This window comes from Oscillospiraceae bacterium (assembly GCA_025757985.1).
GTDB lineage: Bacteria > Bacillota > Clostridia > Oscillospirales > Ruminococcaceae > Gemmiger.
Genome location: CP107210.1, coordinates 357,107 through 373,085, shown reverse-complemented (window position 1 = coordinate 373,085; position 15,979 = coordinate 357,107). Strand labels below are relative to the sequence as shown.

Sequence of the window (15,979 nt, the reverse complement as noted above, 5' to 3'; positions counted from 1 at the left end):
CTGTACCATCATACCCTTTTCACATTATGACCGCAGCGCAGTGTACCCTGACAGGCCACTGCGCTGTTTTGCTTTGTAAGGGAGGTTATTAACCGCATGAAAAAAGTTGCGATCATCATGGGCTCTGACAGTGATTGGCCGGTAGTCAAGTCCGCCTGCACGGTACTGAAGGAATTCGGCGTGCCGTATGAGGCCCATATTCTTTCCGCCCACCGCACGCCGGAGGCTGCCGCCGCCTTTGCGAAGTCGGCCCGCGCCAACGGGTACGGCGTCATCCTGTGCGCAGCCGGTATGGCTGCCCATCTGGCCGGGGCCTTTGCCGCCAACACCACGCTGCCCGTTGTGGGCATCCCGATGAAGGGCGGTGCCATGGACGGTCTGGATGCCCTGCTGGCCACCGTGCAGATGCCCAGCGGGTTCCCCGTTGCGACCGTGGCGCTGAACGGTGCCAAAAATGCAGCTTATCTGGCTGTGGCGATCCTCGCCGTGGCTGATGACGCGCTGGCTGATAAGCTGGATGCGTTCCGGGCTGACACCGCCGCCGCCATTGCAAAAAAGGACGCAGCCATCGCCGCTGAGGCCGCCGCGCTGTAAGTCCGTCACACTTGTTTATCCATCATCAATCTTTAAAAGGAGCGTTTATCATGAATTACGAAGTCAAAGAGCAGCTGTACGAGGGCAAGGCAAAGCAGGTTTTCTCCACCAATGATCCCGAGATCGTCATGGTCCACTATAAGGACGATGCCACCGCCGGTGACGGCGAGAAGAAGGGCACCATCCGCGACAAGGGCATCGTCAACAACAAGCTGTCCAACGCTCTGATGCAGAAGCTGGAAAAAGAGGGCATCCCCACCCATTATGTTGAGGAAGTCAACGACCGCGACACCTTCGTGAAGAAGGTCGAGATCGTTCCTCTGGAGGTCATCGTCCGCAATGTTGCCGCCGGTCATTTCAGCCTGCGCATGGGCGTGCCCGAGGGCAAGGTTTTCAAGACCCCCATTCTCGAGTACAGCTACAAGAACGATGATCTGCATGATCCGTTCATCAACCACTACTACGCTCTGGCTCTTGATCTGGCCACTCAGGAGGAGCTGGACACCATCGCCAAGTACGCCTTCAAGGTCAACGAAGTGCTGAAGAAGATCATGCTGGACGCCAACATCCGTCTGGTCGACTTCAAGCTCGAGTTCGGCCGCCTGCCTGACGGCACCATCATTCTGGCAGACGAGATCAGCCCCGACACCTGCCGCTTCTGGGATGCCACCACCGGTGCCCATCTGGACAAGGACCTCTTCCGCCGCAACATGGGCGGTGAGGCCGACGCCTATCAGGAGGTCATGAAGCGCCTGCTGGGCTAAGCCATTTTTACAGATGAGGTGCAGCGTGGCCTGCCCTCAGGCTGCCGCACATTCCATTATGCGCCTTTTCCGTAGGGGTGCATTCCATATGCGCCCGCAAGAGGCATCTTACCCCGGGCGGATATAGAATCCGCCCCTACGGTATTTTACATTCCGATAAATGGAGCAAAAGATGAGCGAATTTTCCCATTATGCCGAGGGCCTGCACGAGGAGTGCGGCGTCTTTGGTATCTACGATAAAACCGGCGCGACCGATATGGTCAGCGCCGTCTACAGTGCATTGTACGCGCTGCAGCACCGCGGGCAGGAGAGCTGCGGCATCGCCCTGAATGTGGACGGTGTGCTTTCCGGCTACCGCGATCTGGGCCTTGTCAGCGAGGTTTTCACCAAGCGCGTGCTGGAGGAGCTGCCGCATGGTGCCAAGATGGCCACCGGCCATGTGCGCTATGCCACCGCCGGTCAGCGCAGCCGGTCCAACGCGCAGCCGATGATCCTGCATCACTGCAAGGGTGCCATGGCTGTCTGCCACAACGGCAATCTGGTCAACGCCCCCAAGCTGCGCCGCAAGCTGGAGATGAGCGGTTCTATCTTCCACGGCACCTCCGATACCGAGGTCATTGCCTACCTGCTGACCCAGAACCGTCTGCTGACCCCCAATATCGAGATGGCTGTCAGCCGCACGATGGATGACATTGAGGGTGCTTACAGTCTGGTCATCATGACCCACACCAAGCTTATCGCCGCGCGCGACCCGCACGGCTTCCGCCCGCTCTGCATCGGCGAGCTGCCCGATGGCTCCGGCTGGGCCTTCGCCAGCGAGAGCTGCGCGCTGGATGCAGTGGGTGCCAAGTTTGTGCGCGATGTCAAGCCCGGTGAGATCGTGATTGCCGACCACGAGGGTCTGCGCAGCATCGAGGATCACTGCGGCACCGCCCCCCACACCCTGTGCGTGTTTGAGTACATCTACTTTGCCCGCCCCGATTCCATCATCGAGGGCACCTGCGTGCATGAGGCCCGCCTGCAGGCCGGTCGTTTCCTTGCGCAGGAGCATCCTGTGGAGGCCGATGTTGTCATCGGCGCACCGGATTCCGGCCTGGACGCCGCGCTCGGCTATGCGCAGGAGAGCGGTATCCCCTACGGCGTCGGCTTTATCAAGAACAAATATGTCGGCCGCACCTTTATCCAGTCCACCCAGGCCCAGCGTGAGAGCAGCGTGCGCATCAAGCTGAACGCCATCTCCGCCACCGTCAAGGGCAAGCGCGTTGTGCTGGTCGATGACTCGATCGTGCGCGGCACGACCAGCGCCCGCACCATTCGCCTGCTGCGCGAGGCCGGTGCCAAGGAAGTGCATTACCGCATCAGCGCCCCGCCCTTTGCCCACCCCTGCTACTTCGGCACCGACATTCCCGATGAAAAAGACCTGATTGCCACCGGCCACACGGTCGAGGAGATCAACGAAATGGTCGGCTCCGATTCGCTGGGCTACCTGAGCATTGAGCATGTCCAGCAGCTGGGCATCCACAGCAGCTGCGGCTACTGCACCGGCTGCTTTACCGGCAAATATCCGGTCAACCCGCCCACCGAGACGATGGAGATCATCTACGACAAGCCGTTGAGCGTGTCGAACCCGAATAAGAAATTGTAACCGCAGGAGCGCATTTCCTATGCGCCTGCAAACGGCAATCTCACCCACGGGCGGATAGGGAATCCGCCCCTACGAATCCATTCGCAAGGGAGATATTTCGATTATGGAAAAAAGTTATTCTGCCAGCTACGCCGCCGCGGGCGTGGATATTACCGCCGGATACCGCTCAGTAGAGCTGATGAAGCAGTATGTTGCCCGCACGATGACGGAGAACTGCATTGGCGGTCTGGGCGGCTTCGGCGGTCTGTTTGAGCTGGACTGCACCGGCATCGAGCATCCGGTCCTGATCTCCGGCACGGACGGCGTCGGCACCAAGCTGCGCATCGCCATGCTGCTGGACAAGCATGACACCATCGGCATCGACTGCGTGGCCATGTGCGTCAATGATGTCATCTGCGCCGGTGCCAAGCCGCTGGTCTTTTTGGATTACATTGCCTGCGGCAAGAACATCCCTGAGAAGATTGCCGAGATCGTCAAGGGCGTAGCCGAGGGCTGCGTGCAGGCGGGCTGCTCTCTGGTGGGCGGCGAGACCGCCGAACATCCCGGCATGATGCCGGAGGAGGAGTACGATCTGGCCGGCTTCACGGTTGGCGTTGTGGATAAGGCCAAGATTCTTGACAACTCCACGATGCAGCCCGGTGATGTCATGATCGCCCTGCCCTCCACCGGTGTACACTCCAACGGCTTCTCGCTGGTGCGCAAAATTTTTGACATCGACAATGACCCCGATGTGCTGAAAAAGACCTTTGACGGCATGGACAAGCCGCTGGGCGAGGCCCTGCTGGCCCCCACCAAGATCTATGTCAAACCGGTTCTGGCTGTCATGGAGCAGGTCACGGTCAAGGGTGTGTCCCACATCACGGGCGGCGGCTTCTATGAGAATATCCCCCGCAGCTTGAAGAAGGGCTGTGCAGCCCGCATCGCCAAGGCCGATGTGCGCACCCCTGCCCTGTTTGAGGTAATGCAGCGCGAGGGCGGCATCACCGAGCATGACATGTTCAACACCTTCAACATGGGTGTCGGCATGGTGCTGACCGTTGCCGCTGAGGATGCAGACAAGACCATCGAGATCCTGCAGGCCAACGGTCAGGACGCCTACCGTCTGGGCACCATCGTTGAGGGTGACGGGGTCGAGCTGGTATGAAGCGTGTAGCGGTACTGGTATCGGGCGGCGGCACCAACCTGCAGGCCCTGCTGGAAAGTGAGCGCCGCGGCGAGAACCCTGACGGAAAGATCACGCTGGTCATTGCCAGCAAGCCCGGCGTGTACGCGCTGGAGCGGGCCGCCAATTTCGGCGTGGAGAGCGCTGTTGTCAGCCGCAAGGAGTATGCAGACAGCGCTGCCTTTGATGCTGCCCTGCTGGGCGTTTTGCAGGCCCATGACATTGATGTGGTCGTGCTGGCAGGCTTCCTGAGCGTGCTGGGCGAAAAGGTCATTGCGGCCTACCGCAACCGGATCCTGAATGTCCACCCGAGCCTGATCCCCAGCTTCTGCGGGCCGGGCTTCTACGGGCTGAAAGTGCATGAGGCTGCGCTGGCCCGCGGCGTCAAGCTGACCGGTGCCACCGTCCATCTTGTCAACGAGGAATGCGACGGCGGGCCGATCCTGCTGCAGAAGGCTGTGGCTGTACAGCCCGGCGACACCCCCGAGACTTTGCAGAAGCGCGTCATGGTCGAGGCCGAGTGGCAGCTATTGCCCAAGGCGCTGGCCATGGTGTGCAGTGACGAGGTATAAACCATGAAAAAGAACATCTATAAATATCTTGCCGGGAACGACTACCCCGGCCGCGGCATTGTGCTGGGGCAGAGCCCCGATGGCCAGAAGGTATTTGTTGCCTATTGGATCATGGGCCGCAGCGCCAACAGCCGCAACCGCGTGTTTGAGCCGATCACGGGCGGCATCCGCACGGTAGCCGCCGATCCCGCCAAGCTGGAGGATCCGCATCTGATCATCTACAATGCGGTGCTGACCCTGCGGGAGACCACCGTTGTGACCAATGGCGACCAGACCGACACGATTGCACAGTTCATGAACGGCAATCTCTTCCCCGGCTACAGCTTTGAGGCAGCGCTGGCCACCCGCACCTATGAGGATGATGCCCCCAATTTTACGCCGCGCATCTCCGGCGTGGTGGATATGCGCCGCGGCGGCTACAAGCTCTCCATTGTCAAATCCAACGAGGGCAACGCCGCCAGCGTCCAGCGCCAGACCTTCGACTACCCCCAGCCTGTGGCCGGTGAGGGACATTTCATCAGCACCTATGTCAAGAACGGTGCGCCCATCCCCAGCTTTGCGGGGGAGCCGCTGCGCGTTGCCATCGACACGAACGATGCCGACCAGTTTGCCAAGCAGCTGTGGGCCAGCCTGAACGATGACAACAAGGTCAGCCTCTTTGTGCGCAGCATTGCACTGGAGACCGGCAGCTATGAGGATATTATTCTGAACAAATACACCGCTGTGGAGGGCTAACATGAACGAATTTCAGCTGAAATACGGCACCAACCCCAACCAGAAGCCTGCCCGCATCTATATGGCTGACGGCTCCGAGCTGCCGGTTCAGATTTTGAACGGCCGCCCCGGCTACATCAACTTTCTGGATGCCTTCAACTCCTGGCAGCTGGTGCGCGACCTGAAGAAGGCGCTGGGCCTGCCCGCCGCTGCCAGCTTCAAGCATGTCTCCCCCGCCGGTGCGGCCATCGGCCTGCCCCTGGATGACACGCTGCGCGCCATGTACCACATTGCGCCCGAGACCGAGCTTTCCCCGCTGGCCTGCGCCTATGCCCGCGCCCGCGGTGCCGACCGGATGTCCAGCTTCGGCGACTGGATCGCACTTTCCGATGTCTGCGATCTGGCCACCGCCAAGCTCATCCAGCATGAGGTTTCTGACGGCATCATTGCCCCCGGCTACGATGCCGATGCCCTCGAAGTCCTCAAGGGCAAGAAGAAGGGCAACTACAACATCGTTGCCATCGACCCCGGCTATGAGCCGCAGCCTCTTGAGACCCGCACCGTCTTTGGCGTGACCTTTGAGCAGGGCCGTCAGGATCTGGAGATCTCCGATGCCACGATGCTGCAGAATCTCGTCACCGAGAACAAGACCCTGAGCGCCGAGCAGCGCCGCGATCTGATCATCAGCCTGATCGTGCTGAAATACACCCAGTCCAACAGCGTCTGCTATGTGCAGGACGGCCAGACCATCGGTGTGGGCGCCGGTCAGCAGAGCCGCGTACACTGCACCCGTCTGGCAGGCCAGAAGGCCGACAACTGGCAGCTGCGCCACATGCCGAAGGTGCTGGGCCTGCCCTTCCGCGAGGATATTGCCAAGCCCAACCGCGACAATGCCATTGATGTCTATATCGGCGAAACGCCGGAGGATGTCATCGGTGATGATGTGTGGGCCGAGACCTTTACCGAGCAGCCCGCCCCGCTGACTGCTGAGGAGAAGCGCGCATGGCTGGATGCCGTGACCGGCGTCAGCCTTGGCAGTGATGCCTTCTTCCCATTCGGCGACAACATTGAGCGCGCACGCCGCAGCGGCGTGACTGCCATTGTGCAGCCGGGCGGCTCCATCCGCGACGCACAGGTAATTGACACCTGCAACAAGTACGGCATTGCGATGGCGTTCTGCGGCATCCGCTTGTTCTACCACTAAGCCTTTTTCAACGCGCCTGCGGCGTTTTGTCGTCGCGGGCTGTTGATGTTTGTAAGAGGTGTGCCTTCCCCTGCGGGGGAAGGTGGCCGAGGCTCCGACCGAGGCCGGATGAGGGGCAGCAGTATCGCAGCCACCCGCACATGGGATATTGCGGTAAGACCGCCCCTCATCAGTCACCTTCGGTGACAGCTTCCCCCCAGGGGGAAGCCTTATGTTAGGAGGTCACATCATGAAAATTCTGGTTGTAGGCGGCGGCGGGCGTGAGCACGCCATCATCCGCGCGCTGAAAAAAAGCCCCCGCTGCACCGAGATCTGGTGCGCACCCGGCAACGGCGGCATCAGCTATGATGCCCGCTGCAAAGCTATCCCCGCCACCGATGTGGACGCCATGGTGCAGTTTGCCAAGGCTGAAGCCTTTGACTATGTGGTCGTTGCACAGGACGACCCGCTGGCGCTGGGCATGGTGGACGCACTGGCCGCTGTCGGCATTCCCGCGTTCGGCCCGGACAAGGCTGCGGCGCGCATTGAGGCCAGCAAGGTATTCAGCAAGGATTTAATGAAGAAGTACGGCATCCCCACCGCCAAATATGAGACATTCGATGATCCTGAAAAGGTCATGGATTACATCAGGGCCGAGGGCAAGTACCCCGTGGTCATCAAGGCAGACGGTCTGGCGCTCGGCAAGGGTGTGCTGATCTGCCAGAGCGAGCAGGAGGCTGCTGACGGCGTCAAGGAGATCATGCTGGACAAAAAGTTCGGTGCCTCCGGCAACCATGTCGTTGTTGAGGAGTTTTTGACCGGCCCCGAGGTCAGTGTGCTGTCCTTCTGCGACGGCAAGACCGTTAAGCCGATGGTTTCCAGCATGGACCACAAGCGCGCGCTGGATCATGACGAGGGTCTGAACACCGGCGGCATGGGCACTGTGGCTCCGAACCCCTACTACACGCCCGAGATGGCCGACCGCTGCATGAAGGAGATTTTCCTGCCCACGGTGGCCGCCATGCAGGCTGAGGGCTGCCCCTTCAAGGGTTGTCTCTACTTCGGCCTGATGCTGACGCCCGACGGCCCCAAGGTCATTGAGTACAACTGCCGCTTCGGCGATCCCGAGACGCAGGTCGTGCTGCCCCTGCTGGAGAGCGATCTACTGACCGTCATGGAGGCCACCACAAACGGTACGCTTGACAAGACGGAGGTTCGTTTCCGCGATGGCGCGGCCGCCTGTGTGATTCTGGCAAGCGGCGGCTATCCCCTTGCCTATGAGAAGGGCAAGGAGATCACCGGCCTTGACAACGGCCAGCTGAACGCGACCGATGTGACCGTCTACCACGCCGGCACCGCCGTCAAGGAGGGCCGCCTTGTTACGAACGGCGGCCGTGTGCTGGGCGTGACTGCCACTGCCGACACCCTGCCCGAGGCCCTGAAAAAGGCTTACGCCGCGACCGAGAGCATCCACTTTGACAAGCTGCACAAGCGCAGCGACATCGGCGCACGGGCATTGGCCGCAATGCAGTAAAAAGGCTTCCCCATTGGGGGAAGCTGTCACCGAAGGTGACTGATGAGGGCAAACCTTCCGCAGCAATCCGTCAACGGGATATAGCGGTACACTTTCCCCTCATCCGGCCTCGGACGGGGCCTCGGCCACCTTCCCCCAAGGGGGAAGGCTTTCCGTCCGTCACTTCCTGCAAAATCAACTCTCAGGAGGAAATAGTATGGTATATCGTATTTATGTCGAGAAGAAGCCCGGCTTTGATGGCGAAGCACAGGGTCTGCTCCATGAGCTTGTCGATCTGGTCGGCATCAAAAGCCTGACCGGCCTGCGTCTTTTGAACCGCTACGATGTCGAGGGCATCGACAATGCACTGTTCCAGCAGGCCATCCCCACCGTGTTCTGCGAGCCGCCGGTGGATGTGACCTATGACACCCTGCCCGAGGCCAAAACGGTCTTTGCGGTCGAGTACCTGCCCGGTCAGTTTGACCAGCGCGCCGACTCTGCCAGCCAGTGCATCCAGCTGCTGAGTCAGGGCGAGCGCCCGGATGTCCGCTCTGCCCGCGTCTATCTGCTGGACGGCGAGCTGACTGCCGATGATCTGGCCGCTATTAAAAAGTATGTCATCAACCCGGTCGAGGCCCGCGAGGCCGCCCTTGAGGAGCGCGCCACCCTGAAGATGGAGTTCGCCATCCCCACCGAGGTCGAGACGCTGAACGGATTCACCGCGCTGGACGATGACGCGCTGGAGGCATTCCGCACCGAGAAGGGTCTGGCTATGGATCACGCCGACATCGTGTTCTGCCAGGATTACTTCAAATCCGAGCATCGTGACCCCACCATCACCGAGATCCGGCTGATCGACACCTACTGGTCCGACCACTGCCGCCACACCACCTTCGGTACGATTCTTGACGACGTCAAGATTGATGACGAGCTGGTACAGGCCGCCTTTGACCGCTATATGGCGCTGCGCGCCGAGACCGGCCGCGATAAGAAGAACCGCACCCTGATGGACTGCGCCACAATCGGTGCCAAGGCCCTGAAGCAGCGCGGCATCCTCAAGAATCTCGACGAGAGCGAGGAGATCAACGCCTGCACCGTCAAAATCAAGTGCGATGTGGACGGCGAGCAGCAGGATTGGCTCTTCCTCTTCAAGAACGAGACCCATAACCATCCCACCGAGATCGAGCCGTTCGGCGGTGCTGCAACCTGCATCGGCGGTGCCATCCGCGACCCGCTGTCCGGCCGCAGCTATGTCTATCAGGCTATGCGCGTGACCGGCGCAGCCGACCCGCTGAAGCCTGTCTCTGAAACGATGCCCGGCAAGCTGCCCCAGCGCAAGCTGGTCACGACCGCTGCCGCCGGTTATTCCAGCTACGGCAACCAGATTGGCCTTGCCACCGGTCAGGTTGCAGAGCTGTATCATCCCGGCTACGCCGCTAAACGCATGGAGATCGGCGCCGTCGTGGGTGCCACCCCGGCCAGCCATGTCCGCCGCGAGGAACCCGCCCCCGGCGATGTGGTCATCCTGCTGGGCGGCCGCACCGGCCGTGACGGTGTGGGCGGTGCAACCGGCTCCTCCAAGGCACACAAGCTGACGAGCCTTGAGACCTGCGGTGCCGAGGTCCAGAAGGGCAACGCCCCCATCGAGCGCAAGCTGCAGCGTCTGTTCCGCCGTGAGGACGCCTGCCGCCTGATCAAGCGCTGCAATGACTTCGGTGCGGGCGGTGTGTCCGTTGCCATCGGCGAGCTTGCTGACGGCCTGCACATCGACCTGAACAAGGTCACCCGCAAATACGAGGGTCTGGACGGCACCGAGCTGGCAATCTCCGAAAGCCAGGAGCGCATGGCTGTGGCCGTGGCTTCTGAGGATGCCGAGACCTTTATGAAGTACGCCGCCGAGGAAAACCTTGAGGCGACCATCGTTGCCACCGTGACCGAGGAAAAGCGGATGCGCGAGGTCTGGAACGGCAAGACCATCGTTGATCTTTCCCGTGAGTTCCTGAACTCCAACGGTGCCGAGCGCCACGCCAGCGCACATATTTTGCCAGGCCATGTCTGGCAGCCGCAGTTTGCCGGCGCCACCTTTGAGGAAAAGCTCGAGTCTATGGTCAGCGACCTGAATGTCTGCAGCCAGAAGGGTCTGGGCGAGCGCTTTGACTCCACCATCGGCGCCGCGACCGTGCTGATGCCCTACGGCGGCAAGTACCAGCTGACCCCCACGATGGCCATGGCCGCCAAGCTGCCCGTTGACGGCGAAACCACCACCTGCAGCGGCATGGCCTGGGGCTTTAACCCCTATCTGACTGAGGCCGACCCCTACCGCGGTGCCTATCTGGCCGTGGTCGAGAGCGTGACCAAGCTGGTCTGCGCCGGTTTCCACCACAAGGATATGTACCTGACCTTCCAGGAATATTTTGAGCACATGAACAACCAGCCCGAGCGCTGGGGCAAGCCGATGGCCGCCCTGCTTGGTGCGCTGGATGCCCAGATGGGTCTGGGCATCGCCTCGATCGGCGGCAAGGACTCGATGTCCGGCAGCTTTGAGGGGCTGGATGTGCCCCCGACGCTGGTCAGCTTTGCCACTGCCATCGGCAACACCCGCGATGTGCAGAGCCCTGAGTTCAAGAAGGCGAACAGCTCTGTTGTTATTCTGCGCCCCAACTACAAGAACGGCCTGCCTGAGATCGGCAGCCTGATTGCGATCTACAAGACCGTTGAGCAGATGATCGACGAGGGCAAGGTGCTGGCCGCTGCCACCCCCGGCTACGGCGGTGTGGCCGAGGCACTGTTCAAGATGTGTGTCGGCAACCATGTCGGCCTGCAGTTGTCCAATGACATTGACCTGAACAGCCTGTTCAAGCCTGCCTACGGTGCGGTCATTCTGGAGCTGCTGGACGCTTCCGCCGGCGAGTTCCTCGGCTTTACCACCGTGGATTATACGCTGGAGGCCGAGGGCAGCAACATTAACCTGTCCCGCCTGCAGGAGCTGTGGGAGGCCAAGCTTGAGCCTGTTTTCCCCTACCGCAAGGCCGGTGAGTTTGTGCCTGCACTTGAGCATGACTGCCCCGCCAACAAGCGCGTGGCTCCCGCCGTGCGTCTGGCAACGCCGCGGGTCATCATTCCTGTCTTCCCCGGCACCAACTGCGAGTACGACACGGCCCGTGCCTTCCGCCGTGCAGGCGGTGACCCGCACATTCTTGTGCTGAAGAACCTGTCCCCCGCCGATGTTGCCGAGAGCTGCGAGGCACTTGTCCGTGAGCTTGATAAGGCGCAGATCCTGATGCTGCCGGGCGGCTTCTCCGGCGGTGACGAGCCCGATGGCTCTGCCAAGTTCATTGCCTCCTTCTTCCGCAATCCGGCCGTAGCCGATGCGGTCAACCGACTGCTGAACCAGCGTGACGGTCTGGCCTTAGGTATCTGCAACGGCTTCCAGGCACTCATCAAGCTGGGCCTTGTCCCCTACGGCGAGATCCGTCCCATCACGGAGGAGGACCCGACGCTGACCTTCAACACGATTCATCGCCATCAGAGTATGCTGGTGCGTACCCGCGTTGCCAGCAACAAGAGCCCGTGGCTGAGCCGCTGCGACATCAATGATGAGCATCTGATCGCCATCAGCCACGGCGAAGGCCGCTTTGTCTGCAACGAAAAGCTGCTGAACCAGCTGATCGAAAATGGTCAGGTCGCAACGCAGTATGTGGACCTGACCTGCCGCCCGACGATGGACATGCGTTACAACCCGAACGGCTCTGTGCTGGCCATCGAGGGCATCACCAGCCCGGACGGCCGCGTCTTTGGTAAGATGGGCCACAGTGAGCGCAGCGGCGAGCAGCTTTACAAAAATGTCACCGGTGACAAATACCAGCCGATCTTTGAGGGCGGCGTGAACTACTTTAAACTTTGATATTTCGGAATGATTCTGCTATACTGAAACTATAAGTTTTAAAGATTGTGAGGATTTGACCCTATGGCACAACACAACCGTTACATTTCCCCCTTCTCTACCCGGTATGCTTCGGATGAGATGCAGTATATTTTCTCGGACGACAACAAGTTCAAGACATGGCGCAGGCTGTGGATCGCACTGGCTAAGGCGGAAAAGGCCCAAGGCCTTGCCATCACCGATGAGCAGATCGCCGAGCTGGAGGCCCACAAGGACGATATTAACTATGAGGACGCCATCGCCCGCGAAAAGCTCGTCCGCCATGATGTTATGAGCCATGTCTATGCCTACGGCCTGCAGTGCCCCAAGGCAAAGGGCATCATCCATCTGGGTGCTACCAGCTGCTATGTCGGTGACAATACCGATGTCATCGTCATGCGCGAGGCACTGCAGCTTGTGCGCAAGAAGATCATCGGCGTGCTGGCCAATCTGGCCAAGTTTGCCGAGGAGTACAAGGCCATGCCCTGCCTGGCCTATACCCACTGCCAGCCCGCGCAGCTTACCACCGTCGGCAAGCGCGCCACCCTTTGGATGAACGAGCTGTACATGGATCTGGAGGAAATCGACCACCAGATCAGCCAGCTGGCCCTGCGCGGCGTCAAGGGTACGACCGGCACTCAGGCCAGCTTTGTGGAGCTGTTCAACGGCGATTCCGCCAAGATCAAGGCCGTTGAGGCCGATGTCTGCGCCCAGATGGGCTTTGCCAAGGTCGTGCCGGTCTGCGGCCAGACCTACAGCCGCAAGGTGGATTACAATGTTCTGTCCGCTGTGGCCGGCCTCGGCCAGAGCGCTATGAAGATGGCCACCGACATCCGCCTGCTTGCCAACTTCAAGGAGATGGAGGAGCCGTTTGAGAAGAACCAGATCGGTTCCTCCGCCATGCCGTACAAGCGCAACCCGATGCGCTGCGAGCGCATCTGCGCGCTGAGCCGCTACCTGATGGTGGATGTGCTGAACCCCGCCATGACCAGCGGTACCCAGTGGTTCGAGCGCACGCTGGACGACTCTGCCAACAAGCGCATTGCGATGGCAGAGGGCTTCCTTGCGGCAGACGCCATCCTGAACATTCTGCTGAATGTCTCTGACGGTCTGGTCGTCTACCCGAAGGTCGTGCGCGCCCGCGTTATGGCCGAGCTGCCCTTCATGGCCAGCGAGAACATCATGATGAAGGCCGTCAAGAAAGGCGGCGACCGTCAGGAGCTGCACGAGCGCCTGCGCGAGCATGCCGTGGCTGCTGCCGCCGTTGTCAAGCAGGAGGGCAAGCCCAATGACATGATTGCCCGTGTCGAGGCTGATCCTGCCTTCGGCCTGAGCCGTGAGGAAATTGAGGCTGAGCTCAGCCCCGAGGCCTTCACCGGCCGCAGTGCCGAGCAGGTCGCCGAGTTCCTGCGCGATGTTATTCAGCCTGTTCTGGACGCCAATGCCGAGGATGTTGGCCAGCATGTCGAGCTGAATGTCTGATTCAGCCTGTACACACCACTAAACGCTGCATAAAAAAGCACCGTCTGCTTACGATTGAAAGCAGGCGGTGCCTTTTTTATTGATTTTCTTCCGATTCTTCCGGAGGCGGTGTCTCGGCCGGTACGGGCGTGGGCGTGGGTGCAGGGTCATCGGGCGAGAAATACGCGCGGATATCACCGTTGCTCTGCTGGTTGGAGATGTCCAGCACACCCTTATCGCTGGCAGAAAGGCCCTTTTCGGGGTCGGCCAGCGCCGCAGCCGCCAGCCGCAGCTTGTAGGCAAGGTTCATCTCACTGCCAAGGCGCACCTGTATGCGGTTCTGATAGGTAAACTGAATATCACTCAGGTCGCGTATATCCAGCGCGGTCGCGCCGTCAAACAGTCCGTTTGAGAGCAGACCGTCCCGCAGCTCTGTGAGCGTCTGTGCAGCCGAGGCCTGCAGACCTGCTGTTTCCGCGGTGGCCTGCTCCCCGCCGAGCAGCGAGTTGTAGCTTTCCGGCACGATGCTCTGCCCTACTGCCGGTGCAAAGTCCGCAGGCAATGTCAGTGACAGCAGGATCAGTCCCTCGGGCTGGCTCACCTCGGTGCGCAGGATCTTGAGGGAATCGCTCAGTACCATCCAGCCGCCCGCGTACATGCAGGCAAACCGCTCGACTGCCGGTTCTACTTTGATAACGACCGTTGCCGGGAGCTGGATCTCAACGCCGACCTGCTCCAGATACGGGAACTGCTGCGCAAGCTGTGCAGTTTTTTCTGCGGTGGAGAAGCCGAAGAGATTGGAATTTTTCTCAATGCCGAGGGCGTTGACCAGCTCTTCTTCCGTGTAGATGCCGGTGTCGGCCGGGGTGGTACGGTCGAAATTCTCGACACGGAAGATCGTGACCTTGAACAGCAGATTGACGGACACGAATGCGCCCACGGCCAATACGGCCAATACACCCAGAATCCCCAGTGCGCGGCGGCGGTTGCGCTGGCGGATCAGCTCTGCCTGCGTTACGCGCCGCTGCTTTCTGGGGCTGCCGGGGCGGTAGCCGGCCTTTTGCGGATTGATCTGCTGGGTCGCCTGCGGGCGTCTGGCGCGTGGCTCGCGGGGCTGGGCGGTGGGCGGTTCCCTGCGGGGGGTCTCCCTCTTTTCCAGTCCCATGCGGCTGCCGAGGCTGCGGCGGTTGCTCTGCGCGCCGGAGTCGCTCACGGTTCTCTGCCTGCGGCTGCGCTGGTCGTTCCCCATATGAGCGGCTCCTTTCGTTTGGGATTTGGCATACAGAGCAGGTCACTATAAATGCTGCCTGCCTTTTCAGTCCTTCATCAGTTCCAACAGCTTTTCGGTGATGAGGTCCAGACTGTGGGGGTTGCCCAGCGTCTTGGCGTTGGCACCCATCTCGGCCAGCTTGCCGGGGGTGTTCAGCAGCTCCTCCACCGTCTTGACCAGCCCTTCTCCGGTCAGGTTCTTTTCCTCGATGACAACAGCAGCACCGGCCTTCTGCAGCTCCATCGCGTTATAATACTGGTGGTTTTCGGCCACGTTGGGGCTGGGGATCAGCACCGAGGCGCGGCCCACGGCCTCCAGCTCTGCCAGCGTCAGCGCGCCGGAGCGGGCAATGACGAGATCGGCCGCTGCCAGCAGCTGGGGCATGTTGTTGATGTACTCGGTCACGATCAGGTTTTCGCCGGGGGCGAAGCCCTTCTCCTTTTCAAGGTCCTCAAACAGCTTGACGCCGCGGCTGCCGGTGGCGTGCAGATGCAGCGTGTTCCGGCCGGTCTGCTTTTCCCATGCGCAGAGATCCGCTACGACCTGATTGATACGGTCGGCACCCAAGCTGCCGCCAAAGCTGAGGATGACCGTGCGGTCCCCGGCGTTCAGCTTGGCGCGGGCGGCGGCGCGGTCTGCCGTCAGGACCTCGGGGCGGACCGGGTTGCCGACAACGGTCGTTTTATCCGGTGCGCCGAGCTTTTCGACAGCATCGGCACTGGCGGCCAGCACGATGTTGACCTCTCTGGCAAGCAGCTTGTTCGTCACGCCGGGGAAAGCGTTCTGCTCATGGATGGCCGTCTTGATGCCGCGGCGCGCGGCGGCGCGGACGATCGGCCCGCTGACATAGCCGCCGCAGCCGATGACTAGATCGGGACGCACCTGATTCAGGATCTTCTGGGTACGCGGCCCGGACAGTGCCAGATGCCAGATTGCGACAAGGTTACGGCCGATGTTTTCCAGATTGAGCCTGCGCTGAAAGCCGTTGATTTCAATATGATGGAACGGGTAGCCGGCCTTCGTCACAAGGCCGTACTCCATCCCCTCACGCCGGCCCGCAAAGTGGATCTCTGCCGTTGGGTCCGCCGCCTTCAGGGCGCCGGCGATGGCCAGCGCCGGGTTGATATGACCGGCGGTGCCGCCGGCAGCAATTAAAACACGCATGATTGGCCTCCGTAT

General features: G+C 60.9%; 12 protein-coding genes. 10 read left to right on the top strand and 2 right to left on the bottom strand.

Going from position 1 to position 15,979, the window contains the following annotated elements:
• The first annotated feature begins 96 nt into the window (after positions 1-96).
• The 10 genes from purE to purB all read left to right on the top strand — a co-directional run bounded on the left by purE (position 97) and on the right by purB (position 13,551).
• Positions 97-594, top strand: a complete 498-nt coding sequence (gene purE / locus OGM67_01875; protein ID UYJ35115.1) for a 5-(carboxyamino)imidazole ribonucleotide mutase — start codon at positions 97-99, stop codon at positions 592-594.
• 50 nt (positions 595-644) lie between these two features.
• Positions 645-1,358 carry a phosphoribosylaminoimidazolesuccinocarboxamide synthase gene (locus tag OGM67_01870; GenBank protein UYJ35114.1) on the top strand — a complete coding sequence of 238 codons (714 nt, stop codon included), beginning with the start codon at positions 645-647 and terminating at the stop codon, positions 1,356-1,358.
• 160 nt (positions 1,359-1,518) lie between these two features.
• The gene (gene purF, locus OGM67_01865; GenBank protein UYJ35113.1) at positions 1,519-3,003 is read left to right on the top strand and encodes an amidophosphoribosyltransferase; all 1,485 of its coding nucleotides are present in this window, start codon (positions 1,519-1,521) and stop codon (positions 3,001-3,003) included.
• Positions 3,004-3,106: 103 nt separating this feature from the next.
• Positions 3,107-4,147: a phosphoribosylformylglycinamidine cyclo-ligase gene (gene purM / locus OGM67_01860; GenBank protein ID UYJ35112.1), complete on the top strand. Its 1,041-nt coding sequence runs from the start codon at positions 3,107-3,109 to the stop codon at positions 4,145-4,147.
• Complete coding sequence (purN, locus tag OGM67_01855; protein UYJ35111.1) at positions 4,144-4,737, top strand: phosphoribosylglycinamide formyltransferase; 594 nt, start codon at positions 4,144-4,146, stop codon at positions 4,735-4,737. The genes purM and purN overlap by 4 nt, the downstream gene beginning before the upstream one ends.
• A 3-nt stretch (positions 4,738-4,740) precedes the next feature.
• On the top strand, positions 4,741-5,472 hold the full coding sequence (locus OGM67_01850; GenBank protein ID UYJ35110.1) for an IMP cyclohydrolase: 732 nt from the start codon (positions 4,741-4,743) through the stop codon (positions 5,470-5,472).
• Between the two features lies 1 nt (position 5,473).
• Positions 5,474-6,655: a phosphoribosylaminoimidazolecarboxamide formyltransferase gene (locus tag OGM67_01845; GenBank protein ID UYJ35109.1), complete on the top strand. Its 1,182-nt coding sequence runs from the start codon at positions 5,474-5,476 to the stop codon at positions 6,653-6,655.
• 229 nt (positions 6,656-6,884) lie between these two features.
• Positions 6,885-8,168 (top strand): phosphoribosylamine--glycine ligase, encoded by a 1,284-nt coding sequence (purD, locus tag OGM67_01840; GenBank protein ID UYJ35108.1) that lies wholly within the window; start codon positions 6,885-6,887, stop codon positions 8,166-8,168.
• 196 nt (positions 8,169-8,364) lie between these two features.
• Positions 8,365-12,051, top strand: a complete 3,687-nt coding sequence (locus OGM67_01835) for a phosphoribosylformylglycinamidine synthase (protein ID UYJ35107.1) — start codon at positions 8,365-8,367, stop codon at positions 12,049-12,051.
• 63 nt (positions 12,052-12,114) lie between these two features.
• Positions 12,115-13,551, top strand: a complete 1,437-nt coding sequence (gene purB, locus OGM67_01830; GenBank protein ID UYJ35106.1) for an adenylosuccinate lyase — start codon at positions 12,115-12,117, stop codon at positions 13,549-13,551.
• Positions 13,552-13,627: 76 nt separating this feature from the next.
• Here purB and OGM67_01825 read toward each other — a convergent pair whose 3' ends face one another.
• Together OGM67_01825 and murG are read right to left on the bottom strand one after the other, a co-directional pair.
• On the bottom strand, positions 13,628-14,779 hold the full coding sequence (locus OGM67_01825; GenBank protein ID UYJ35105.1) for an FtsQ-type POTRA domain-containing protein: 1,152 nt from the start codon (positions 14,777-14,779) through the stop codon (positions 13,628-13,630).
• Between the two features lie 66 nt (positions 14,780-14,845).
• Positions 14,846-15,964: an undecaprenyldiphospho-muramoylpentapeptide beta-N-acetylglucosaminyltransferase gene (murG, locus tag OGM67_01820; GenBank protein ID UYJ35104.1), complete on the bottom strand. Its 1,119-nt coding sequence runs from the start codon at positions 15,962-15,964 to the stop codon at positions 14,846-14,848.
• Positions 15,965-15,979 lie beyond the last annotated feature (15 nt).